Origin of the sequence: Aminobacter ciceronei, assembly GCF_014138625.1 — a bacterium.
Lineage (GTDB): Bacteria > Pseudomonadota > Alphaproteobacteria > Rhizobiales > Rhizobiaceae > Aminobacter > Aminobacter ciceronei.
Genome location: NZ_JACJHY010000020.1, coordinates 72,015 through 88,469, shown reverse-complemented (window position 1 = coordinate 88,469; position 16,455 = coordinate 72,015). Strand labels below are relative to the sequence as shown.

The 16,455-nt window shown below is 59.1% G+C and carries 15 protein-coding genes and 1 pseudogene; 4 read left to right on the top strand and 12 right to left on the bottom strand.

The window, feature by feature from the left end; translation table 11 throughout:
* Nucleotides 1-51: 51 nt before the first annotated feature.
* From HNQ95_RS20145 to HNQ95_RS20135, 3 genes are all read right to left on the bottom strand, one after another.
* Nucleotides 52-570 (bottom strand): DUF2285 domain-containing protein, encoded by a 519-nt coding sequence (locus HNQ95_RS20145; protein WP_154385797.1) that lies wholly within the window; start codon nucleotides 568-570, stop codon nucleotides 52-54.
* 70 nt (nucleotides 571-640) lie between these two features.
* Nucleotides 641-1,024: a transcriptional regulator domain-containing protein gene (locus HNQ95_RS20140; protein WP_182585822.1), complete on the bottom strand. Its 384-nt coding sequence runs from the start codon at nucleotides 1,022-1,024 to the stop codon at nucleotides 641-643.
* On the bottom strand, nucleotides 970-1,248 hold the full coding sequence (locus HNQ95_RS20135) for a DNA -binding domain-containing protein (RefSeq protein WP_182575122.1): 279 nt from the start codon (nucleotides 1,246-1,248) through the stop codon (nucleotides 970-972). Before HNQ95_RS20135 ends, HNQ95_RS20140 begins: the two co-directional genes overlap by 55 nt.
* A gap of 115 nt (nucleotides 1,249-1,363) precedes the next feature.
* Here HNQ95_RS20135 and HNQ95_RS20130 point away from each other — a divergent pair, with 115 nt between their 5' ends.
* Nucleotides 1,364-1,624, top strand: a complete 261-nt coding sequence (locus HNQ95_RS20130) for a helix-turn-helix domain-containing protein (protein ID WP_154385795.1) — start codon at nucleotides 1,364-1,366, stop codon at nucleotides 1,622-1,624.
* Between the two features lie 196 nt (nucleotides 1,625-1,820).
* Here HNQ95_RS20130 and HNQ95_RS20125 read toward each other — a convergent pair whose 3' ends face one another.
* The gene (locus tag HNQ95_RS20125; RefSeq protein ID WP_371818600.1) at nucleotides 1,821-3,032 is read right to left on the bottom strand and encodes a DUF932 domain-containing protein; all 1,212 of its coding nucleotides are present in this window, start codon (nucleotides 3,030-3,032) and stop codon (nucleotides 1,821-1,823) included.
* 417 nt (nucleotides 3,033-3,449) lie between these two features.
* Between HNQ95_RS20125 and HNQ95_RS20120 the strand changes: the two genes are divergently transcribed.
* A complete protein-coding gene (locus tag HNQ95_RS20120; protein WP_154385794.1) occupies nucleotides 3,450-3,983 on the top strand; it encodes a Ros/MucR family transcriptional regulator in 534 nt (177 codons plus the stop codon).
* Nucleotides 3,984-4,067: 84 nt separating this feature from the next.
* On the opposite strand, the pseudogene HNQ95_RS20115 reads toward HNQ95_RS20120, so the two are convergent.
* Nucleotides 4,068-4,378 (bottom strand): annotated as a pseudogene (locus HNQ95_RS20115) (DUF736 domain-containing protein).
* Nucleotides 4,379-5,248: 870 nt separating this feature from the next.
* Here HNQ95_RS20115 and HNQ95_RS20110 point away from each other — a divergent pair.
* Entirely contained in the window at nucleotides 5,249-5,530 is a 282-nt protein-coding gene (locus HNQ95_RS20110) for an HU family DNA-binding protein (RefSeq protein ID WP_154385793.1), read from the top strand.
* A 226-nt stretch (nucleotides 5,531-5,756) separates the two neighbouring features.
* Here HNQ95_RS20110 and HNQ95_RS20105 read toward each other — a convergent pair whose 3' ends face one another.
* Complete coding sequence (locus HNQ95_RS20105; protein ID WP_154385792.1) at nucleotides 5,757-5,918, bottom strand: hypothetical protein; 162 nt, start codon at nucleotides 5,916-5,918, stop codon at nucleotides 5,757-5,759.
* 567 nt (nucleotides 5,919-6,485) lie between these two features.
* On the opposite strand from HNQ95_RS20105, the gene HNQ95_RS20100 reads away from it, so the two are divergent.
* Entirely contained in the window at nucleotides 6,486-9,833 is a 3,348-nt protein-coding gene (locus HNQ95_RS20100; RefSeq protein ID WP_154385791.1) for a DEAD/DEAH box helicase, read from the top strand.
* Between the two features lie 153 nt (nucleotides 9,834-9,986).
* Here the strand turns inward: HNQ95_RS20100 and HNQ95_RS20095 are convergent, their stop codons facing one another.
* The 6 genes from HNQ95_RS20095 to HNQ95_RS20075 all read right to left on the bottom strand — a co-directional run bounded on the left by HNQ95_RS20095 (nucleotide 9,987) and on the right by HNQ95_RS20075 (nucleotide 16,405).
* Nucleotides 9,987-10,952, bottom strand: a complete 966-nt coding sequence (locus HNQ95_RS20095) for a hypothetical protein (RefSeq protein WP_246719258.1) — start codon at nucleotides 10,950-10,952, stop codon at nucleotides 9,987-9,989.
* Between the two features lie 73 nt (nucleotides 10,953-11,025).
* Nucleotides 11,026-11,244 carry a KTSC domain-containing protein gene (locus tag HNQ95_RS33740; protein WP_246340899.1) on the bottom strand — a complete coding sequence of 73 codons (219 nt, stop codon included), beginning with the start codon at nucleotides 11,242-11,244 and terminating at the stop codon, nucleotides 11,026-11,028.
* 5 nt (nucleotides 11,245-11,249) lie between these two features.
* The gene (locus HNQ95_RS20090; RefSeq protein WP_312870957.1) at nucleotides 11,250-13,079 is read right to left on the bottom strand and encodes an ATP-binding protein; all 1,830 of its coding nucleotides are present in this window, start codon (nucleotides 13,077-13,079) and stop codon (nucleotides 11,250-11,252) included.
* A gap of 61 nt (nucleotides 13,080-13,140) precedes the next feature.
* Complete coding sequence (locus HNQ95_RS20085; RefSeq protein ID WP_154385789.1) at nucleotides 13,141-14,343, bottom strand: SIR2 family NAD-dependent protein deacylase; 1,203 nt, start codon at nucleotides 14,341-14,343, stop codon at nucleotides 13,141-13,143.
* Nucleotides 14,344-14,815: 472 nt separating this feature from the next.
* Complete coding sequence (locus HNQ95_RS20080) at nucleotides 14,816-15,562, bottom strand: Crp/Fnr family transcriptional regulator (protein ID WP_182575121.1); 747 nt, start codon at nucleotides 15,560-15,562, stop codon at nucleotides 14,816-14,818.
* Between the two features lie 108 nt (nucleotides 15,563-15,670).
* A complete protein-coding gene (locus tag HNQ95_RS20075; protein WP_154385787.1) occupies nucleotides 15,671-16,405 on the bottom strand; it encodes a sulfite exporter TauE/SafE family protein in 735 nt (244 codons plus the stop codon).
* Nucleotides 16,406-16,455 lie beyond the last annotated feature (50 nt).

Below are 16,455 nucleotides of genomic sequence, written 5' to 3'. Positions count from 1 at the left end.
GGAGGGTAAAGATCGGGGGACGTGTTTTTGCTACCCCTGCGACGAAGGGCTTCAGCGATCGGATTTTCGGCTGCGGCTGTGTGGGTAGAAGAGAAGATCGCGATAACCGCCGGCGACCAGATGGTCCGCGCGCCGCAGGATCGCCCGAACCTTGTGCCGGAGATGATGATCACGCCAGTCTCGCGGCGCAATCGATTCTCGTGACAACAGTACCTCCGCGACCTCGCGGTAGGCGGCGCCTGCGCGGCGGGCGTCATGAGCGCGCAGATTGAGAGTGTGCCGCGCCTCCGTTTGCTTCGGCAGCGCGCCATAGGCTGGAGTGGTCGGCCGGCCGTTCAATACGCGCCAGAACCGACGCGCTGCGTCGAGCCGTGTTTCGAAGGCGTCGTCGAGCGGCAGAAGGATCGCATTGATGTCGGGCGGACCGCCGCAGTTTTCGGCAACCAGCCTATGCGTTGGTGGCGAAGCTGGCCAAAGAACATGCAAATCTTCGTTCTGCTTCCAAACGCTGGCGTTGGGGAGCCTGGGAAGATGGACTGCCTGGTGAGAAGGATTCATCGAGACAGGCATCCGCGTGGCCCGAAGCACACGCGGCGAGGCCTGTTCCGTCCAGACGATGTTCTTAGCTAACGGAAGCCCGTCACCGGTGACTGAGAAATCGCGCGCCCCAACGAGCGGCGAAGTCGGGCGGACCGACAAGTTCTCCGGAACCCGAATTCTGCGAAGTAAGCTGGCTGCATTCGGCGACGAACTCGTCGTTTCGGATCAGATACTCGGCAGCGAACTCTGCAGCTTCGTAGCCGCGCATATGCGCATAGGCTGCCGGATCGGTCCAATCGCCTTGCAATGTGCTCTCCCGATGTCCGCATTGGCTGCGGGCTTCGGAAACACCATCTGGCGCGATACGCAGGCTGGGTAGCTGGAGAGTCGGCAAACCGCTCTGCTGATTCAGCAAAGCGTGGCGAACGCTCAGTGCGGCGCACCGCCGGCCAGAAGATATCGATAGCCATTCGTCGTCATCCATCGCGCGCGGGTAAGATGGGTTTCCCACGACCGGAACGCCCGCTCCGGTTCCTCCTCAGGGTCTATATGCAGGACGATCCTGGCCACCTCGCGCCAGTCCGCATCCTCCGCCGCTGCGTCGAGCAGGCGGATGTAGGTGAGCAGCCGCTCCTCGTCATAGCCGGTCAGGACTGGGGCATCCGGCGCAACGTCGGCGACATCAGGATCGAGGAGTGGTTTAAGCACGGCCCACCAAAAGTCGTCGAAGCACAAGCGGCGACATTCACCAGATAACCAGATTTTCTGATTATCTGGATTCCCATTTAATTGATCTGCCGGTTTCGTCAAGGACCGGCAGCGAATGCAAAAGACACTTCGGTCGCCAAGACATTTGCGACTTATCCAATTGATCGTGGACAGGCGCAAGGCTGCAGGCTTGAGCCAAGCCGACTTGGCAAACGCGATCGATCGATATCAATCAGTAGTCGCAGCCATCGAGTCGGGAGGACGGCGCCTGGATGTGATCGAGTTTCTCGATCTGGCTGAAACGATCGGGTTCGATCCCCATGATATTCTGAATGAGGTGGCAACAGTTCCGAGTATGCCCGCCAGAAAGCGTTAGCAGTTGATCTGCTCAACGGGCGAATTCAGACCTCTGAAATCCAAGCGAATTTCTTGTGGCTGTGCTCAAAATGGCAGCAGTCGCATCGCGAGCCGGGTAGAGCCCGGCGAGCGGCCGCCGTGTTTCAAAAACGGCCGCACCGCGCGGACCTGAAAGGCCGCGCGGCGAGACTTTCGCCACGCGGCTTTTCGTTTGCTCATGCCGCCCTTGCCAACAGGGCCTTCGCCCTGCCTTCCAGTTCAAGGCGGCTGTCCTGATGCGCCTTGGTACGGGCATGCGCGGTCATGCCTTGCACGAAATCAAAGATGCTTTCGGGCGGGCGGCCTTCCTCCTGCAACACGGCCTCGATGATCTTCCCGGTTTCGGCCTTGGAGAAACCGCGCTTGCGCAGGAAGTTCTCGCGGTCCTCGTCAGTGCGGGCGACGATCTTCTCTCGCGCGGCTTTGATGCCGGCGATGAACGGCGCGGGGCTTGAGTTCGCAAAGCTCGTCAGTGCGGGCGCTGCCTCGTGAGCGAAACGAAGTGCTGCAAACTTCGAATGCCGGATGCTAATTTCCTCGAAGCCTTCCACGCCCCACAGATTGCGGTTCATGCACACGGCACGAAGATAGAAGCTCGCAATGCCTAGTGTCTTGCTGCCGACTTCCGAATTCCAGCAATAGAAGCCACGGAAATACAAATCCGGCTCGCCATTCGGGAGCCGTCCGGCTTCGATCGGGTGCGTATCATCCACCAGAAACAGGAACACGTCGCGGTCGCTGGCGTAGAGCGTGGTCGTGTCCTTGGTGATATCGACGAATGGATTGTGTGTCATGGTCGCCCAATCCAGAACGCCCGGCACCTTCCACATGGTGTCGCCGGTGCCGTTACCCGCTATGTTCATGACGGCCGCGACAAGCTCGTGATCCCAGATACGGCCATAGTCCGGGCCGGTCACGGCGCGAAGCTCAATGCGTCCGTCTTCCGTCTCGAGGGTCTTCATCAATTCCGCCCGATGGCTCAAAAGACCGTGCTGCAAATTGATGCCTGCAAGCGGTGCAGGAAGCTGGCGCATGTAGGTGGCCGGTGCGGCGACAAGGCTGCAAAGCTGGCCGAAGCTCCAATGCGTCGGCGCGACTGGCTGGTCCTGTCCGGGGATGATTAGCGAAAGCCGCTCTGCATTGGCGCGGGTAGCTTCTACGCGCACAGCGCGGCTCTCGACGATGCGGGCGGTGGCGCGGTCCGCTCGCTGCTTCACGGCATCATAAAGCTCGGTGAGGCTCAGATAGCGCTCGTCATCGGGACGCGAAAACCATTCCGAGGAAACGCGCCCAATCCGCTCGCCGCGTGTGATGTCTACGCTGAAGCCGCCGCAAGCTGCCTGCGTCTGTCTGTTGCTCTCGCCGTTGATGCTGGTGGTCATGGTCATTGCGATCACTCCTCTTTCCGTTGGGTGCCGAAGGCATGGCCCTCGGCATGCCTTCCGGGGGCGCGTGAGCGCGCGGGAGTGATGGGGGCCAATGCCGGCGCGCGGAGCCGGGCTGCGCGGTCGAGCGGAGCGGTTGCAGATTGATGCGCGGAATTTCTAAGCGTCGGCCGCTTTGCGAGCCGGCGGCCCTGCTCTGCACAGGCGGCATTGGCGGGGAAGCGAGGGAAAGTCCCCTCGCTTCCCTGAAACGGTCGGCAAGGCTCGTCCGCAGCCGATTAGAATGATGGAAGCGAAGCTTAGCTGCTTGTTATTGGCAAAGAATGAGGATTGTTGCGAGGATAGCAAATTGTTTGCCTGATTGGCGAAATCGACAAGCACACGTTTTCAGCGTGCTCGTGAGAACAAAAGGAAATTTCGATGATCTTTTCCCCCGAACCGGACGATCAAACGGATCTCGTATCGGTCGCCGCCGACATCGTCTCCGCCTACGTATCGAACAATCCACTGCCGGTCGGCGAGCTGCCCCAGCTGATCGGAGATACCTATGCAGCTTTGCAAGGGATCAGCACGCCTGTGGCCCCGGCCGCAGTCAAGCTGGAACCGGCAGTGTCGATCAAGAAATCGGTGACGCCGGATTACATCATCTGCCTGGAAGACGGAAAAAGGTTCAAATCCCTGAAACGCCATATCGGAACCCATTACAATCTGAGCCCTGACGAATACCGGCAGAAATGGAGCCTGCCCTCCGACTATCCGATGGTGGCGCCGAACTATGCCGCGGCACGCTCGCTCCTTGCCAAGTCATCCGGGCTCGGTCGCAAGGTGGCAGCACCGGTACCAGCCGTTGCAGAAAAACCAAAACGGGCAACTCGCGCAGCGCCAGCGACCACGTCCGCAGTGGCGGTGAAGTCACCAGTGAAGAAACAGCACAGGGCATCGGCTAAGGCCTAGCTTGTCGTATCGGAGAGCCAAATCACCGCGGACCTGGACAGGATGAAGCCCCGCCTTGCGGCGGGGCTCTGAGTTTGGGTCGGATCACTCGGCGGTGCGGCGGGACCAAATGAGCGAGAATTCGCCCTCAGTGTCGGTCTCGACCAGGCTCGCGTAGATCGGAGCGGGGAAGCTCGGATCGTCGAGCTTGACGGAGTGGTAGTCGCCGCCTTCGCGCGAGGTCTTCTTCCATGCCGCCCCGAAATCGGTAGCGCCGGCAAAGATGCGGAAGTCGGGACCCTTTTCATTGTCGCCTCCAGCGGGGCGAATGTCACCGTCTTGACGTTGAGGTTGAGGGTCTTGACCGAGCCGGAGAAGCCGTTCGCGGTGCGGGAGAAAGTGCCGATCGTAGCCATTTTGGTGGTGCCTTCTGTTTTCTCGGGCCGTGCCCATCGCGGCCTCGATGGTGGTCGTGAGACCGGAGACGATCGGTCCGCACCCGAAGGGCTGAAACGAAGTGGAGGACGACAGTGCAAGGCTTTCTTGGGGCGCGAGGAATGGACGCGCAGCGGCCAGGGGAAGAAACCGCAGCGCCGTCGTTGCGGGAAGACGATCGAGGCTGAGCGAAGCAAAGTCGGTCTTCGGTCAGACCCAATCCATTCGAGGACGCCGTGCGCGTGGCTTGGAACGAACAGCCAGGTCGGAACCGCCATAGTGGCGACAACGATCGGTCGCCTGCTTCGCACCGTGAGCGCTTCTCCGTTTCGCGAGGACAGTGAGCCTGCCTCTCAACCGCGAGGCGTTATCGGCCGCCGCGCAAGGGAGTGTCGATGAGAGGTTGGACTCTCCCAGCTCTTTGCCCGAACCGCCGTCACTTTGCGGTGGCGCAAAGGACCACAGTGCACTTGCTGTGGCCAGCGGCTGCCAATTTGCCAACGTACCATGACGACTTCCCTATCTCCGCTCGATCGATGCGGAAATGGTCGATAGCGCTGGCGAAGATGACTTGGTCATATGGGATCCTCAGCAGCATTGCCGATGATCCGTCTACTCGTGTCCGCACGCACGGTGAGGCAGAACCGGGAAAGGTCCGCCTGCGCCCCTCGCGGCAAGCGTTCCATTCCAAGGTTAAGACATGCGCTGCATGACTTTGTTGATTGCGGGGGTGGAAATACCCAGTTCGAACGAAGGTTTGCGGCGGATTGCGTCTTGGGGCGATGACAGTGCGGAATCGCCTGTGGCATAAGGCCCCCCGTCGAACCAACGCAAACAGAGGGATGGAAACGATGGCTGTAAACACGATCGATATTGCCGAACGCCTTGCGGATGCGCATGGCATGTCGAAAACCCAAGCGAAGACGGTGGTCGAGGATGTGCTGAAAAGCATTGCAGAGGCCGCCGCCAAGGGCGAAGAAATCAGCCTCAACGGGTTCGGCAAGTTCAAGGTGCAGAACAAACCGGCACGTGAGGGACGCAATCCGTCAACTGGCGCCACGATCAAGATAGCGGCTTCGAAGAAGGTGTTCTTCCAGCCGGCAAAGGCGCTCAAGGATGCCGTAAACGGCTGATCGTCCGTATGAACGATGATACGCCTCGACTGTAGCGAGGCGGGGTCATCCGGGACGATGGTCGCCAGGCTACGACTATCGAAGTGTTGTCGATAGCCTCTCACTTGCTGCCGTTCCAAATGTAATGTTGTCGAGGTCCCCGGCCGCGCCAATGGCGCGGCCGGAAAAATTCACGGGGCTGACTGAAAGCTGACCGGAACCGTGTCGCTGCTCCGGCCATTGCGGCTCACTCGGCGGCGACGTTGAAGGGCTCACCCTCCGGGGCCCCGGCACCACCATCGGCCAGCGCAACATTTTCCGCGTCCGGCTCGGGGGCTTCCGGTGCCAGTTCAACGTCGTTCGCCGATTTGGCGTCTGCGCCTTGCTCGTCCTGCAGTTTGCCGAACACTGCCGGTTTTTGGGTCCGCATGACGGCGGGAAGCCATCCTCCGTTCCGGCAAGAAGCCGCTCGGCGGCTAAGGTGAGGCGCAGTTCCGATCAGGGGCCGATTGCGGACAGTCTGAATTTGGGAAGGACCTAGTAGTAACCTGCCACTCGAGGTTAGTCTGTTTCTGCACCCTGCCGGCAGGTGCCCCAACCGCCCCAAGGAGAGGTGCGGAACGCTCCCGCGCCTCAGCCCACTTCAGCCTCGCTCTAAGACCAAGCCGTTAGTATGCCCGTTCCTTGTTTCGTCCTGACGTTACCCCCGAGAACGCGTCCGATCATCTTTTGAAGATCACCCTTGGACTGATCTTGTTCTAGCCACCACGGCGACGTGTGGATGTCGAGCGGGGACACGCCGTCGCACGCGAGGTGTCTAGGACACAATGATAGCGTGGGGCCTCTCGGATAATCATTTGAGCGAGGGCTGCTGTCGGCATGTCTGACGAAAAATCACTGTGTAACTCGTGGGCGGGTGCGGACTAAAATAGGTCGAGACGCTAATAGTATTGGTCGCGGATGACCGGTGTGCCACATGATCGATATTTTCGCCGAGCAGCAGACCATCAAATTCCCCGAGCGAGTTTCATGCATCACGCGCATCGGCGGGAACGTCGTCTACAGGCTGGCTCACGGCGAACGGGAAATCTCGTGTTCGATGCTCTCATCTGCCGGAGCGCGGGGCCAGCGATTCTGGAAAGTCGACGCTCCTGGCTTGGGCGTCATCGCGGTCGTAGACACGCCGACGACTTCGCTGCTTGGCTGTGACGCCGTCCTGCGGGTGCCTAACATCAACAGTTCCGCCAACGTCGCGCTCGGTGCGGCGGGAGAGGAAGCCCGCTGGATATTGCCCAATCCACGGAAGGCACCGCCCGGTCCAGCCGTATCGGTCGTCGTGGACTCGTGGTCTCGCAAGCTGGCGTTGAAAGAAGAAGTCGTTCACACCGGGCAACGGCTGCAGCCGGGATTCCGGCCACCGCAGTTGGGCGCTATCTTCGCCGTCAAGGCGCACTGGAGCGTGTCAAAGCAGGCGGCGACCCTAGTGCTGCCGACCGGAACAGGCAAAACCGACACGATGGCTGCGCTGCTGGTGTCGGAGAAGATAGAGCGCCTCCTCGTGATCGTGCCGTCGGACGCGCTGCGCCGACAGATCGCTCTAAAATTCGCGCGACTAGACGTATTGAAGGCCGCCGGCATAGTGCCAGCGGATCTGATGCATCCGACCGTTGCCGTCCTCTCAAAGGCACTGAAATCCGCAAAAGACGTTGACGACCTCACCGACCAAGCCCAGGTCATCATCGCTACGATGAGTGTGCTGACTGCAATGTCGGCCGACTTGCGCGGCCAGCTTGCCGGGCGGGTCACGCATCTCTTTGTGGACGAGGCTCACCACATCGGCGCCAGCACCTGGCGGGACTTCAAGGCGCTGTTCACCGGCAAGATCGTGCTGCAGTTCACCGCAACGCCATTCCGGAACGACGGACGGCGGGTTGACGGGAAGTTCATATATGTCTACCCGCTCAGGCGCGCGCAAGCTGACGGACTATTCACCTCGATCAACTTCGTACCCGTCCACGCTTCGGGCAAAGAACAGGCCGACGGACTGATCGCGCGAAAGGTGGGTGAGCAGCTGAAGGCAGACGCGGCCGCTGGGTTTGCGCACCTTGCCATGGCAAGAACCAGCAATGTGGAGCGCGCGGAAGCTCTGCACGGCCTCTACGCGCGGCTTCTCCCGGAATACAATCCTGTTCTGATCCACAGTCACATGTCAGCGCCGTTGCGGGCCAAGGCCCTATCCGAGCTACGTTCCGGCGCCTCTCGTATCATCGTGTGCGTGGACATGCTGGGCGAAGGATTCGACCTGCCGGATCTCAAGATCGCCGGGCTTCACGACCGTCACCGCAGCGAAGCCGTAACCTTGCAGTTTGTCGGCAGGTTCACACGGATACGCAGCGACCTCGGCTCGGCAACCGTCATTGCCAACATCGAGGCTGGCGACGCGACTTCCTCGCTCAACGCACTCTTTGCCGAGGATTCAGACTGGAACCGCATCCTTTCGGTGATAGGGCATAACCGCACCAAACGCGAACAGAGCCGCGAGGACCTTTTTGCAGGCTTCCCTGACGCGGACGTTGCGGCCGAGACGTTTCCATTGGAGAGCATTGAACCGCGGTTCAGTACGGTCGTCTATCAGACCGACTGCATCGAGTGGACGCCGGAATCTGCCGAGACGGTTGCGAGCCAATGGTCAACGATCGTCGAGACACCGGCCCTCAACGCGGAACACAGGCTCCTGCTGTATGTCCGACGGGATGAGGAGCGCTTACGCTGGACGACCGTAAAGTCAGTCCGCAACGTGTATTATAACCTAGTGATGGCGCACTGGGATCCGGAGCTGAAGCTGCTCTTCATCCACGGATCTGATCTGGCCGACTTGCATGCCGACCTGGCAAAGGCGCTGGCCGGCCCCGGTGTGATGCGGATCACGGGTGAGGACGTATTCCGGGTACTACACGGGTTCCGGCGCCTCATGCTGACCAACCTCGGCCTCAGTGAGACCCAGCGGAAGCCGGTTCGATACTCGCAGTTCATGGGTTCGGATATAGCCGACCAGTTGGATACCCTTCCTGGCAACCGTTCGCGGAGCAAGACCAACCTCTTTGGGCTCGGCTACATCGACCTGGAGACCATTGATGATGATGGCCAGGTCATCGGCAGGCACGCGTCGAAGGAGACGATCGGCTGTTCGCGCAAAGGGAAGTTCTGGTCCTATCGGACATCCAACAGCTTCTCCGAGTGGATCGACTGGTGCCACGACCTCGGCCGGAAGCTGCTGAATACCTCGATTACCCCTGAGACCATTCTCCGCAACGTCGTTCGTCCGCAACGCCTGACCTCCCTCCCTGCCAAAAAAGTCCCCATCGGGATCGCCTGGCCGGAGGAGTTCCTCGACACGTCGGAAGAGAACCTTCAGTTGGTGCTAGAGGACAGCGAGCACCCGTTCTTCAACTGCGAGATCGAACTTGCCGGACACGACATTGGAGACGCCATCCGCTTCAACGTGCTCGGTGGGGCAAGGTCGGCCAGCTACGAACTGAAGATCGGAAGCGGTGGTGCCGTATTTACCCAGACCGAGGGGCGCACGGTAATCGTCAGGCGCGGCAGGACCCGCAAGGAGCGCCCGCTCGTCGATGTATTTCACGAAGATCCGCCTCACATTTATTTTGCCGACGGCGACGTACTCATCGCGCCGGACATCCTAGTGCTGCCGAGGGAGTCGCGTCCGGCATTCGACACCGGCAAGATCGAGTCCATCGACTGGAGCGGTGTCAACATCAAAGCTGAATCGCAGGGATCTGCCAAGAAGGCCGGAACCGTTCAGCGCCATGTGATCGAGCGCTTGCTCGCGAGCGCAACACCCTACGACATCATCTTCGACGACGATGGCACCGGCGAGGTCGCCGACGTCGTGGCCATACGACGCAGCGGCCGGACGCTGCTGATCGACCTGTTCCATTGCAAGTATTCCGCCGGGACCGCACCGGGCGCCCGCGTCGAGGACCTCTATGAGGTTTGCGGTCAGGCGCAGAAGTCCGTCCGCTGGGCGGAAAGGTTCAGAGACATGCTGAACCATCTCCGTCAGCGTGAGCTCGAGAGGGTGTCGTCTGGCCAGCCGTCGCGCTTTGAGAGAGGCACAATGGCAGTTCTACTCGGTATGATCGGGCAAAGCCACGACATGCATGCAGAGTTCGCTGTGACACTTGTCCAGCCAGGTTACTCGCGCAGGAAGGTCGCAGCAGAACATCTGGAGTTGCTGTCTGCGACAGAGGCCTATCTTATGGAGACTTGGAGAATGCCTCTCCGAGTGTGGGCGAGCGCCTGAGCCGCATACTATCACGTCGTAGGGGGCGACGAGGATGCCCCCAGCGGCGGCGATGGAGCCGCAAAGCCGGCCGGGCAAATATTGCCTGAAAAAGGGGCCGATTGCAGACAGTCAGCTCTCGGTCGCGACAAGCGGATAGGGGCGCTGTCCACGTCAAGAGCAAAGATCTCCTATTTCCCGCTCGACTAAACGGAAGCGCTCCTTGACCTCTTCGCCCGCGTAGAAGGCAAGCATATCCTCCTTTGTGAGGGTACCCTCGGCGAGGAACTTGATGAGGTAGCGCTGATTGAATTCGGCGAGTAGGATGCCCTTCTCGATCTGCGCGAGGATCTGCTTCATATTGTCGATATTGGCGGTGACGAGATGCTTCACCAGTGCCATGTCGCGCGCATCCTTGATTAGCCGATTGACGATGATCTTGAGGACATCGGTGTCGAGCTCGATTGTCTTTGCGTTCAGAGCGATGTCGCGCGCTAGCATGTAGGCGATGGCAAGGTTGCGATAATCACCCTTCTGCGAATCGATGATCGCGATTAGGCCGATACCGGGCAAGAACTTCAGATCCTGAACCGCAACCAGGATGCTGCTATCGACGAGCGATGCGTCGAACACGATGATGCCAGCCTGGCCGTCGCGATTCGCTTGTGCTTCGAGGAGTTGGCTCCAGGCCGTATCCGCTTTCTTCGTGAAGATGTCCTTGGTCCGGATGTCGCCAAGACGGATACTCTTGTCGAACTTGCACTCGATCGCGATCCGTTTGCCGCTGTCGCCGGCCAGATGGCAGACGATGTCGCCCGTCTTATTCCTACGGATCGCACCGGCCCGGTCGCCGGTCAGCTCGATGCGGTCAGCAATCTTCTGGCGAGCTAAAAACTCGGACAGGAAGTCGGCGATGTCGGTTTCAGCGAGCACACCCTTGACCGCGGACCGATAGAAAAGCTCCTTCTTCATGTCGAAGATAAGCTTAAGACTTTCGAGCTCGGTGCCGAGCTCGTTCGCGGTTCTCGAAAGGAAGCTCGAGAGCCGGTCCTCCATCAACGCTAGGACGCCGATATAGAGCGCCTTGTGAAGCTGCTCGTCGCGCTCGGCAGCCGGAGCTTTGTTGAAGAATTCGAACAAGATCTTGTTGTCGACCTCGAATGCACCAAACTGAACGCGAGTATTTTTCTGATCGAGGCTGACAAGAGGCATATTAGACCCGGCTGTAGCGATAATGACCCTTGATGGTCGATGCAAGGAAAGTTCCCTTCGATCCGGCTTGATCGAAGGCTTGGGCAATCTGCGGAGGCACCTCAAAATAGTGATAGCGGGTGCTGTTGTGAAACTCGATCTCGAGCAGCAGCCGATCTTCATCGTAGCGGATTGCGGCGATGTTCGATGAGGTGAAGGGAGCGAAATCCTGCCAGGCCATATGTTTTACTCCTTCTTGGGCGGGGTGGGGACCGGGTTCTGCTGGAGCCAAGTCTCGACAAAATAGCGATAGTCCGCGGCGATGTGCATTTGCAGGTTCCAACCGCCTGGCGTCATCGAATCCTCGGGCGCGGCTTCGTCACAGATCAGTGGATCCTGACTGTCGGGGCGACGATCGCGAGGTGGCGCCTGGATCATTGTCCGCATGGGGAGCCTTACCGCTTCGCCGAGGATGATGGCTTCGCCGGTGCGTAGCACCGGCAACATGCTCGTCAAACCTTCGAGGTTGTCGGAGAGAGCGCTGGTCACATGTGAGCGGTCGGTGGCGTTGCTCAACCGCATCGCAAAGAAGGTCCCGCATTGTGACAGGATCGTGGGATTGATCTCGGCCGGGCGCTGGCTAACGATCATCGCGCCGATCCCATATTTGCGCCCTTCCTTGACAATGCGCTGGGTCGCGATCGAGGCCGCGCTGCTGCCATCGTCGCCAAGGTAGCTGTGCGCCTCCTCCATCACGACGAGCAGCGGGCGTTCGCGCCCGCCTTCCGAGAGGTTCCGCGCCCAAAAGAGACCATCGTAAAGGACACGCAAGATGCTGCCGATGATGTCGTTCGTCACCGTCGAGGGAATGCCCGACAGATCGAGGATCGTGATCGGCTTGTCACTGCCGAGCCATTGCCCGACGAGCTCGGCGAGCGTCTTAGTCGTCGTGCCGTCGAGCTCGGGATGCCAATCGCCGGCCTTCAGCAGGAAGTCGTAGCGCGCGACGCGAAGCCGGGCGCCGAGCGCCTCAAGCGGCCCCCGGATGTTGAGGACGTCGGGGAGCCAATTTATCTTCTCCGGATCGGAGGCGACATTCTTGACCTTGCGAAAGCGCGGTGGAACCGCGGCCTGCGCATCCCCGACGATCTTCGCGCCCAAAGGATCGCATTCATAGGCCCAGGTCGCCTGATCTGACGGGTTCGCGCCGCTGGCGCTGAGATAGGTTCCGAACTCGCGGCAATAGAGGTCATGCCAGAGTTTGTTCAGCGAGAAAGGCACCGGGCTATCGGCGGTGATGCTGGCGGGATCGACACCGGCGATCGGCTGCGCCGTCAGGCTTGCGATCTTAGCTTCGAGTATCTGCTCGAGGATGATGTTGCGCGCTTTTCCATCGGGCGGAAGGCTTCCGAAGGTCACCCGCATGAGTTCGTCGAAGCTCAGCGCCCAGAATGGGATGCACAGCCGGTGCTCGTTGATGTTGCGGACATCCGGGCTGATCTTAAAGATGTTCGCACGGTCGCCAAGCGCCTTGGCATATTCTCCGTGAAGGTCAAGGACGACGATTCGCGCGGAGGGGAAGCGGCTCTCATCCGACAGGACGTTGAGGAGTCCGGCCACCGTCGTCGACTTGCCCGAGCCGGTCGTTCCCACCACAGCGCTGTGGCGCGTGACGAGCTTGTTCACGTCGACCAGCGCGTCGATCGACTCGCTTCCCGCCACATGGCCGACGCGGACCAGATGGTTCTGCTTGTCCGATCGTCCATAGATCGCCTGGAGGTCGGCCTCGGAGACAAGATGAACTTCATCCTCGAAGGTTGGGTACTGCGAGATTCCGCGTTGAAATCTGCCAGTCCGATAGCCTTCGCCGATCAGCTGGACTGTCATCCAGCGCAGCCCATTGGGCATGGAGAGCGCCGCCTTTTCCGGCACCGCACTGGCACCGACCTGCGAGACGATCCCATAGAGATCGACATAGCCGATCGGGATTTTGACGAAGCTGCCGATCTGACCGATCTTATGACCTTGGCCGTGGACAAAGCTCAGGCCCGAAAATCGGTCCGAGGTCAGGGTCACGCTGACCGACGTGCCGCTGACGTCTTGAACCGTTCCGATGACGGTCGCCCGATCAGCGCGATCAGGCCGCAACATCGCTCACACCTTCACCGGAGAGGCCACGCAACAAAGTGCCGAGTGCTGCGAAATCTCCGAGCCGCAAGGTAACATTGTCGCCATCTCTCACGAGAATGCTGGGCGGAAGCAAAAGATCATCCGATCCGTCGGCAGTCCAATCGCCCGGTGTGCGACCAATGATAGCTTTGTCGAAACCTAACAAGCTGAGATTGGGATTCGACAGCGCGCACTGGCGGGCGAGTTTGTAGTTATCTGACTCTAGTTCGCCGAAAACGCAGGCAAAGACATGTGCGGTCGGATTGGCCTCGAGGCTACGGCAGATCACGTCGTTGATATGCTCGTCAGCGAAAGAATAGCCGCAAATGAACAGCAGCGCGGATGGAGCGAGCAGGAAAGCCTTGAGACGGTCGAGCATCGCTAGATAGGGCATCTTGCGGCTCTGGTCATATTTGAGGTGCGACGGGTAGATCAGATAGCTCTGCTTGTCGGTCTTTTCGTCGGTTCGAACAACGTCGGTCTCATTTTCAAGGCGCCAGTTGAGCGAGCCGTGGATCTTCCAGAGCCGGGTCCACCGCGGAGGCAACAGGCCCTCATCCTCGACCGCGCCCAAATCGAAGAACGCCTTTCGCGCACCGATAAAACCGTCGAAATAGGGCGCCGAACTTTCCTCAAGCGCCTGCTCCATCAGCAGGTCATAGTTAGTAGTAAAGAGATGAACGGGCCGCTCTCGGCGGATCGAACGGCTCCAGATCGCGAGATTATGATAGGGGGTGTCCCTGGTCGGAAGCGAGCGAGTGACCTCTTGTGAGATGACCTTGCAGACCTCAGTATCGAGCGCGGTGAGTTCGGCCCTTGTAAGACCGCGCACATTCCCGCTGCCGGCAACGCTCGCGAATACGCGAATGCGGCTGAGCAGGAGCTCAATATTGCCGCTTTCGCCGCCATCGTCTTTAACGATCTGAACTATTTTGTCCCAGCTTTTGGGATTTTCGGGTTTTCCACTCGAAAGTGACTTGGCGATTACCTTCGTCAATCCGGCAACATCCCAGATCAGCGGGTCGGTAACGGTTTTCCCGTCCTCCTCGCGGTGATTGACGCGGATCGACAGGGGGCAGCCTGCGCCGAGGAAGAAGCCGATCGGCTTTCGGTTCTGAGAAAGGGCTTGCTGAATAAAGCTGATTTGACGAGCTGGATCATGTTTATGCATCTTGCCCCCTTTACAGACGCTCTCGTCCTGATCGGCATCATTTGGCCTTTATCATCTACTCGAACAACCCTGTGAAGTTAAAACGTACGAATTTCCGGTGTTCCAGACGACCTACATACCCGCTCCTCATCGAGGAATACGGCTACGCAATGCGCAAAGGGATGCCGGCAACTTGCGGGGAGCTGCCAAATCTAGTGGCCGCTTTTAGGGTTCAGCGCCTCTCTGCCGAACGACCGTGTAGAAGGCGCAAAGCGGACCCGCCTTTGTGCACGCAATTCTACGCTAGAGCACTCTCGGCCCCTAAGTCGAATTTACATCGTCTCGGAAATGGGCGCAGATTGAACTAGCAAGGCAGAGATTGAGAACGCCAACTCAGCCGAATGAGCTATGCAATGACATTGCGCCGAAGACGAAGAACGCGAATCGCCACACCAGCGCGTTGGAAAATGACTCGTGTTCGATGGCAGAAAGTCTACAGTATACTACCGCCGTCAGTCATTTCGGCATCTTCAACGCAAGTCCGCAGCCGCTCCACGCTTGGGATGTGAATGGTTCTCTTCTCTATCCTAATGATTCCGCTCCGAGACAAGCTCTGCAAGACCTCGGTAACTGTCTGACGCGTGCATCCGACCATGTCGGCCATTTCCTGTTGTGAAATGCGGGCCCTGATCGCCACTTCATTCTTATTCGTCCACTGTCCACAACTCTCTGCCAAACGCAGGAGCAGACGGCCCACCCTCAGATTTGCTCGTTGGGTTACCTCGGCCATCGCATCGCATGCCAGCCTTAGACGACCACCCATGAGTTTGATCACATTGAGAGCCAGCCTCGGATGGTTCCCGACCAATTCTTCAAATTGCGTGCGTCGCAATAGCGCAATTTGAGAATCCTCCACGGCCCTGCTATAGACACCCTGCCTAAGGCTGCCAGAAATGCCGCCCGCACCGAATAGATCACCGGGGACGCAGAACCAGAATATAGTGACATTTCCAGTGGCTGTGATGTGCTCAACTTTAACTAAGCCGGCGACAACATAATACAGATGGTCAGCTAGTTCGTCGGCAAGGCAAACATGCTCACCTCGCGCGAAGCCGCGCATTTTCGCACAATTAAAGAATTCTCGCCGCGTCTCGGATGGCGTGCCGTCGAAAAGATTGACCGGGCGCCAATACCATGGTGCTTCGTTGTCGAAATCCGAGTGCACAACAGCTTGACTCATCCACGCCACTCGAACTTCACTAGAACGCTGCAGACAACAGCATTCCGAATGCATCTCATGCAATCCAATCCAAGTCGCGCTGCATAACAACCACGAACGCAAGCTCTACTAGCCTAAAAGCGCGACCAATCCACTCAATAGCATAAATCCTAGCACTGTGCGGCGGAAAAGTTTTTCGCTCAAGAACGAGAAGCAGTGGCTGCCGAGCCATATTCCGAGCAGGTAAGGCGCGGCCAATGCGAGCGCGTTGAGGGTGACTGCTGCCGTTAGTGCACCCCCATACCAGGGTAGTACAAGTGCTGCCGCCGAGACGGCGCTAACATATGCAACGAGATTGGCGCGGGTTACATCGTGATGGTCGGGGCCTGAGAGAAGATACAGGATGACGGGAGGGCCTCCCATGCTGGTCGCGCCGAACAAAACTCCACTGAAACCTCCCAGAATCGCTGAAGTCGTGCCACGAGGCGGCCCATCGTAGCGAAACCCGACCATGAGGAGCAGGCTGAATATCACCACAGTAGTCGCGATCAAATATCTGATGATATTCGCGTCGAGAATAGTCAGCAGGAGACCACCGACAGGGGCGCTCAACAAGGCCGGGATTCCGACGAAGGCAAGCGTACGAGGGTTCAGCCGAGGCCAAATCGAACGGATAATCGCCAGTACAGCGATCGACTCCAGAAATAAGGCGTACAAGACAGCTTGGACGGGCCCGACCAACAAACTGAGTGGCGGGGCCATGAACATCGCCCCGCCAAAACCAGTAACGCCGCGTACTAGGCCGGCCACCGCTACGATGGCTACCACGCTTGCGATTGGCAAGTTCATCAGATTCTGGAACAAGATGACATTTTCGCCGTAGGTTCACTGCTGCTTTAAAATAAACGTGTCCG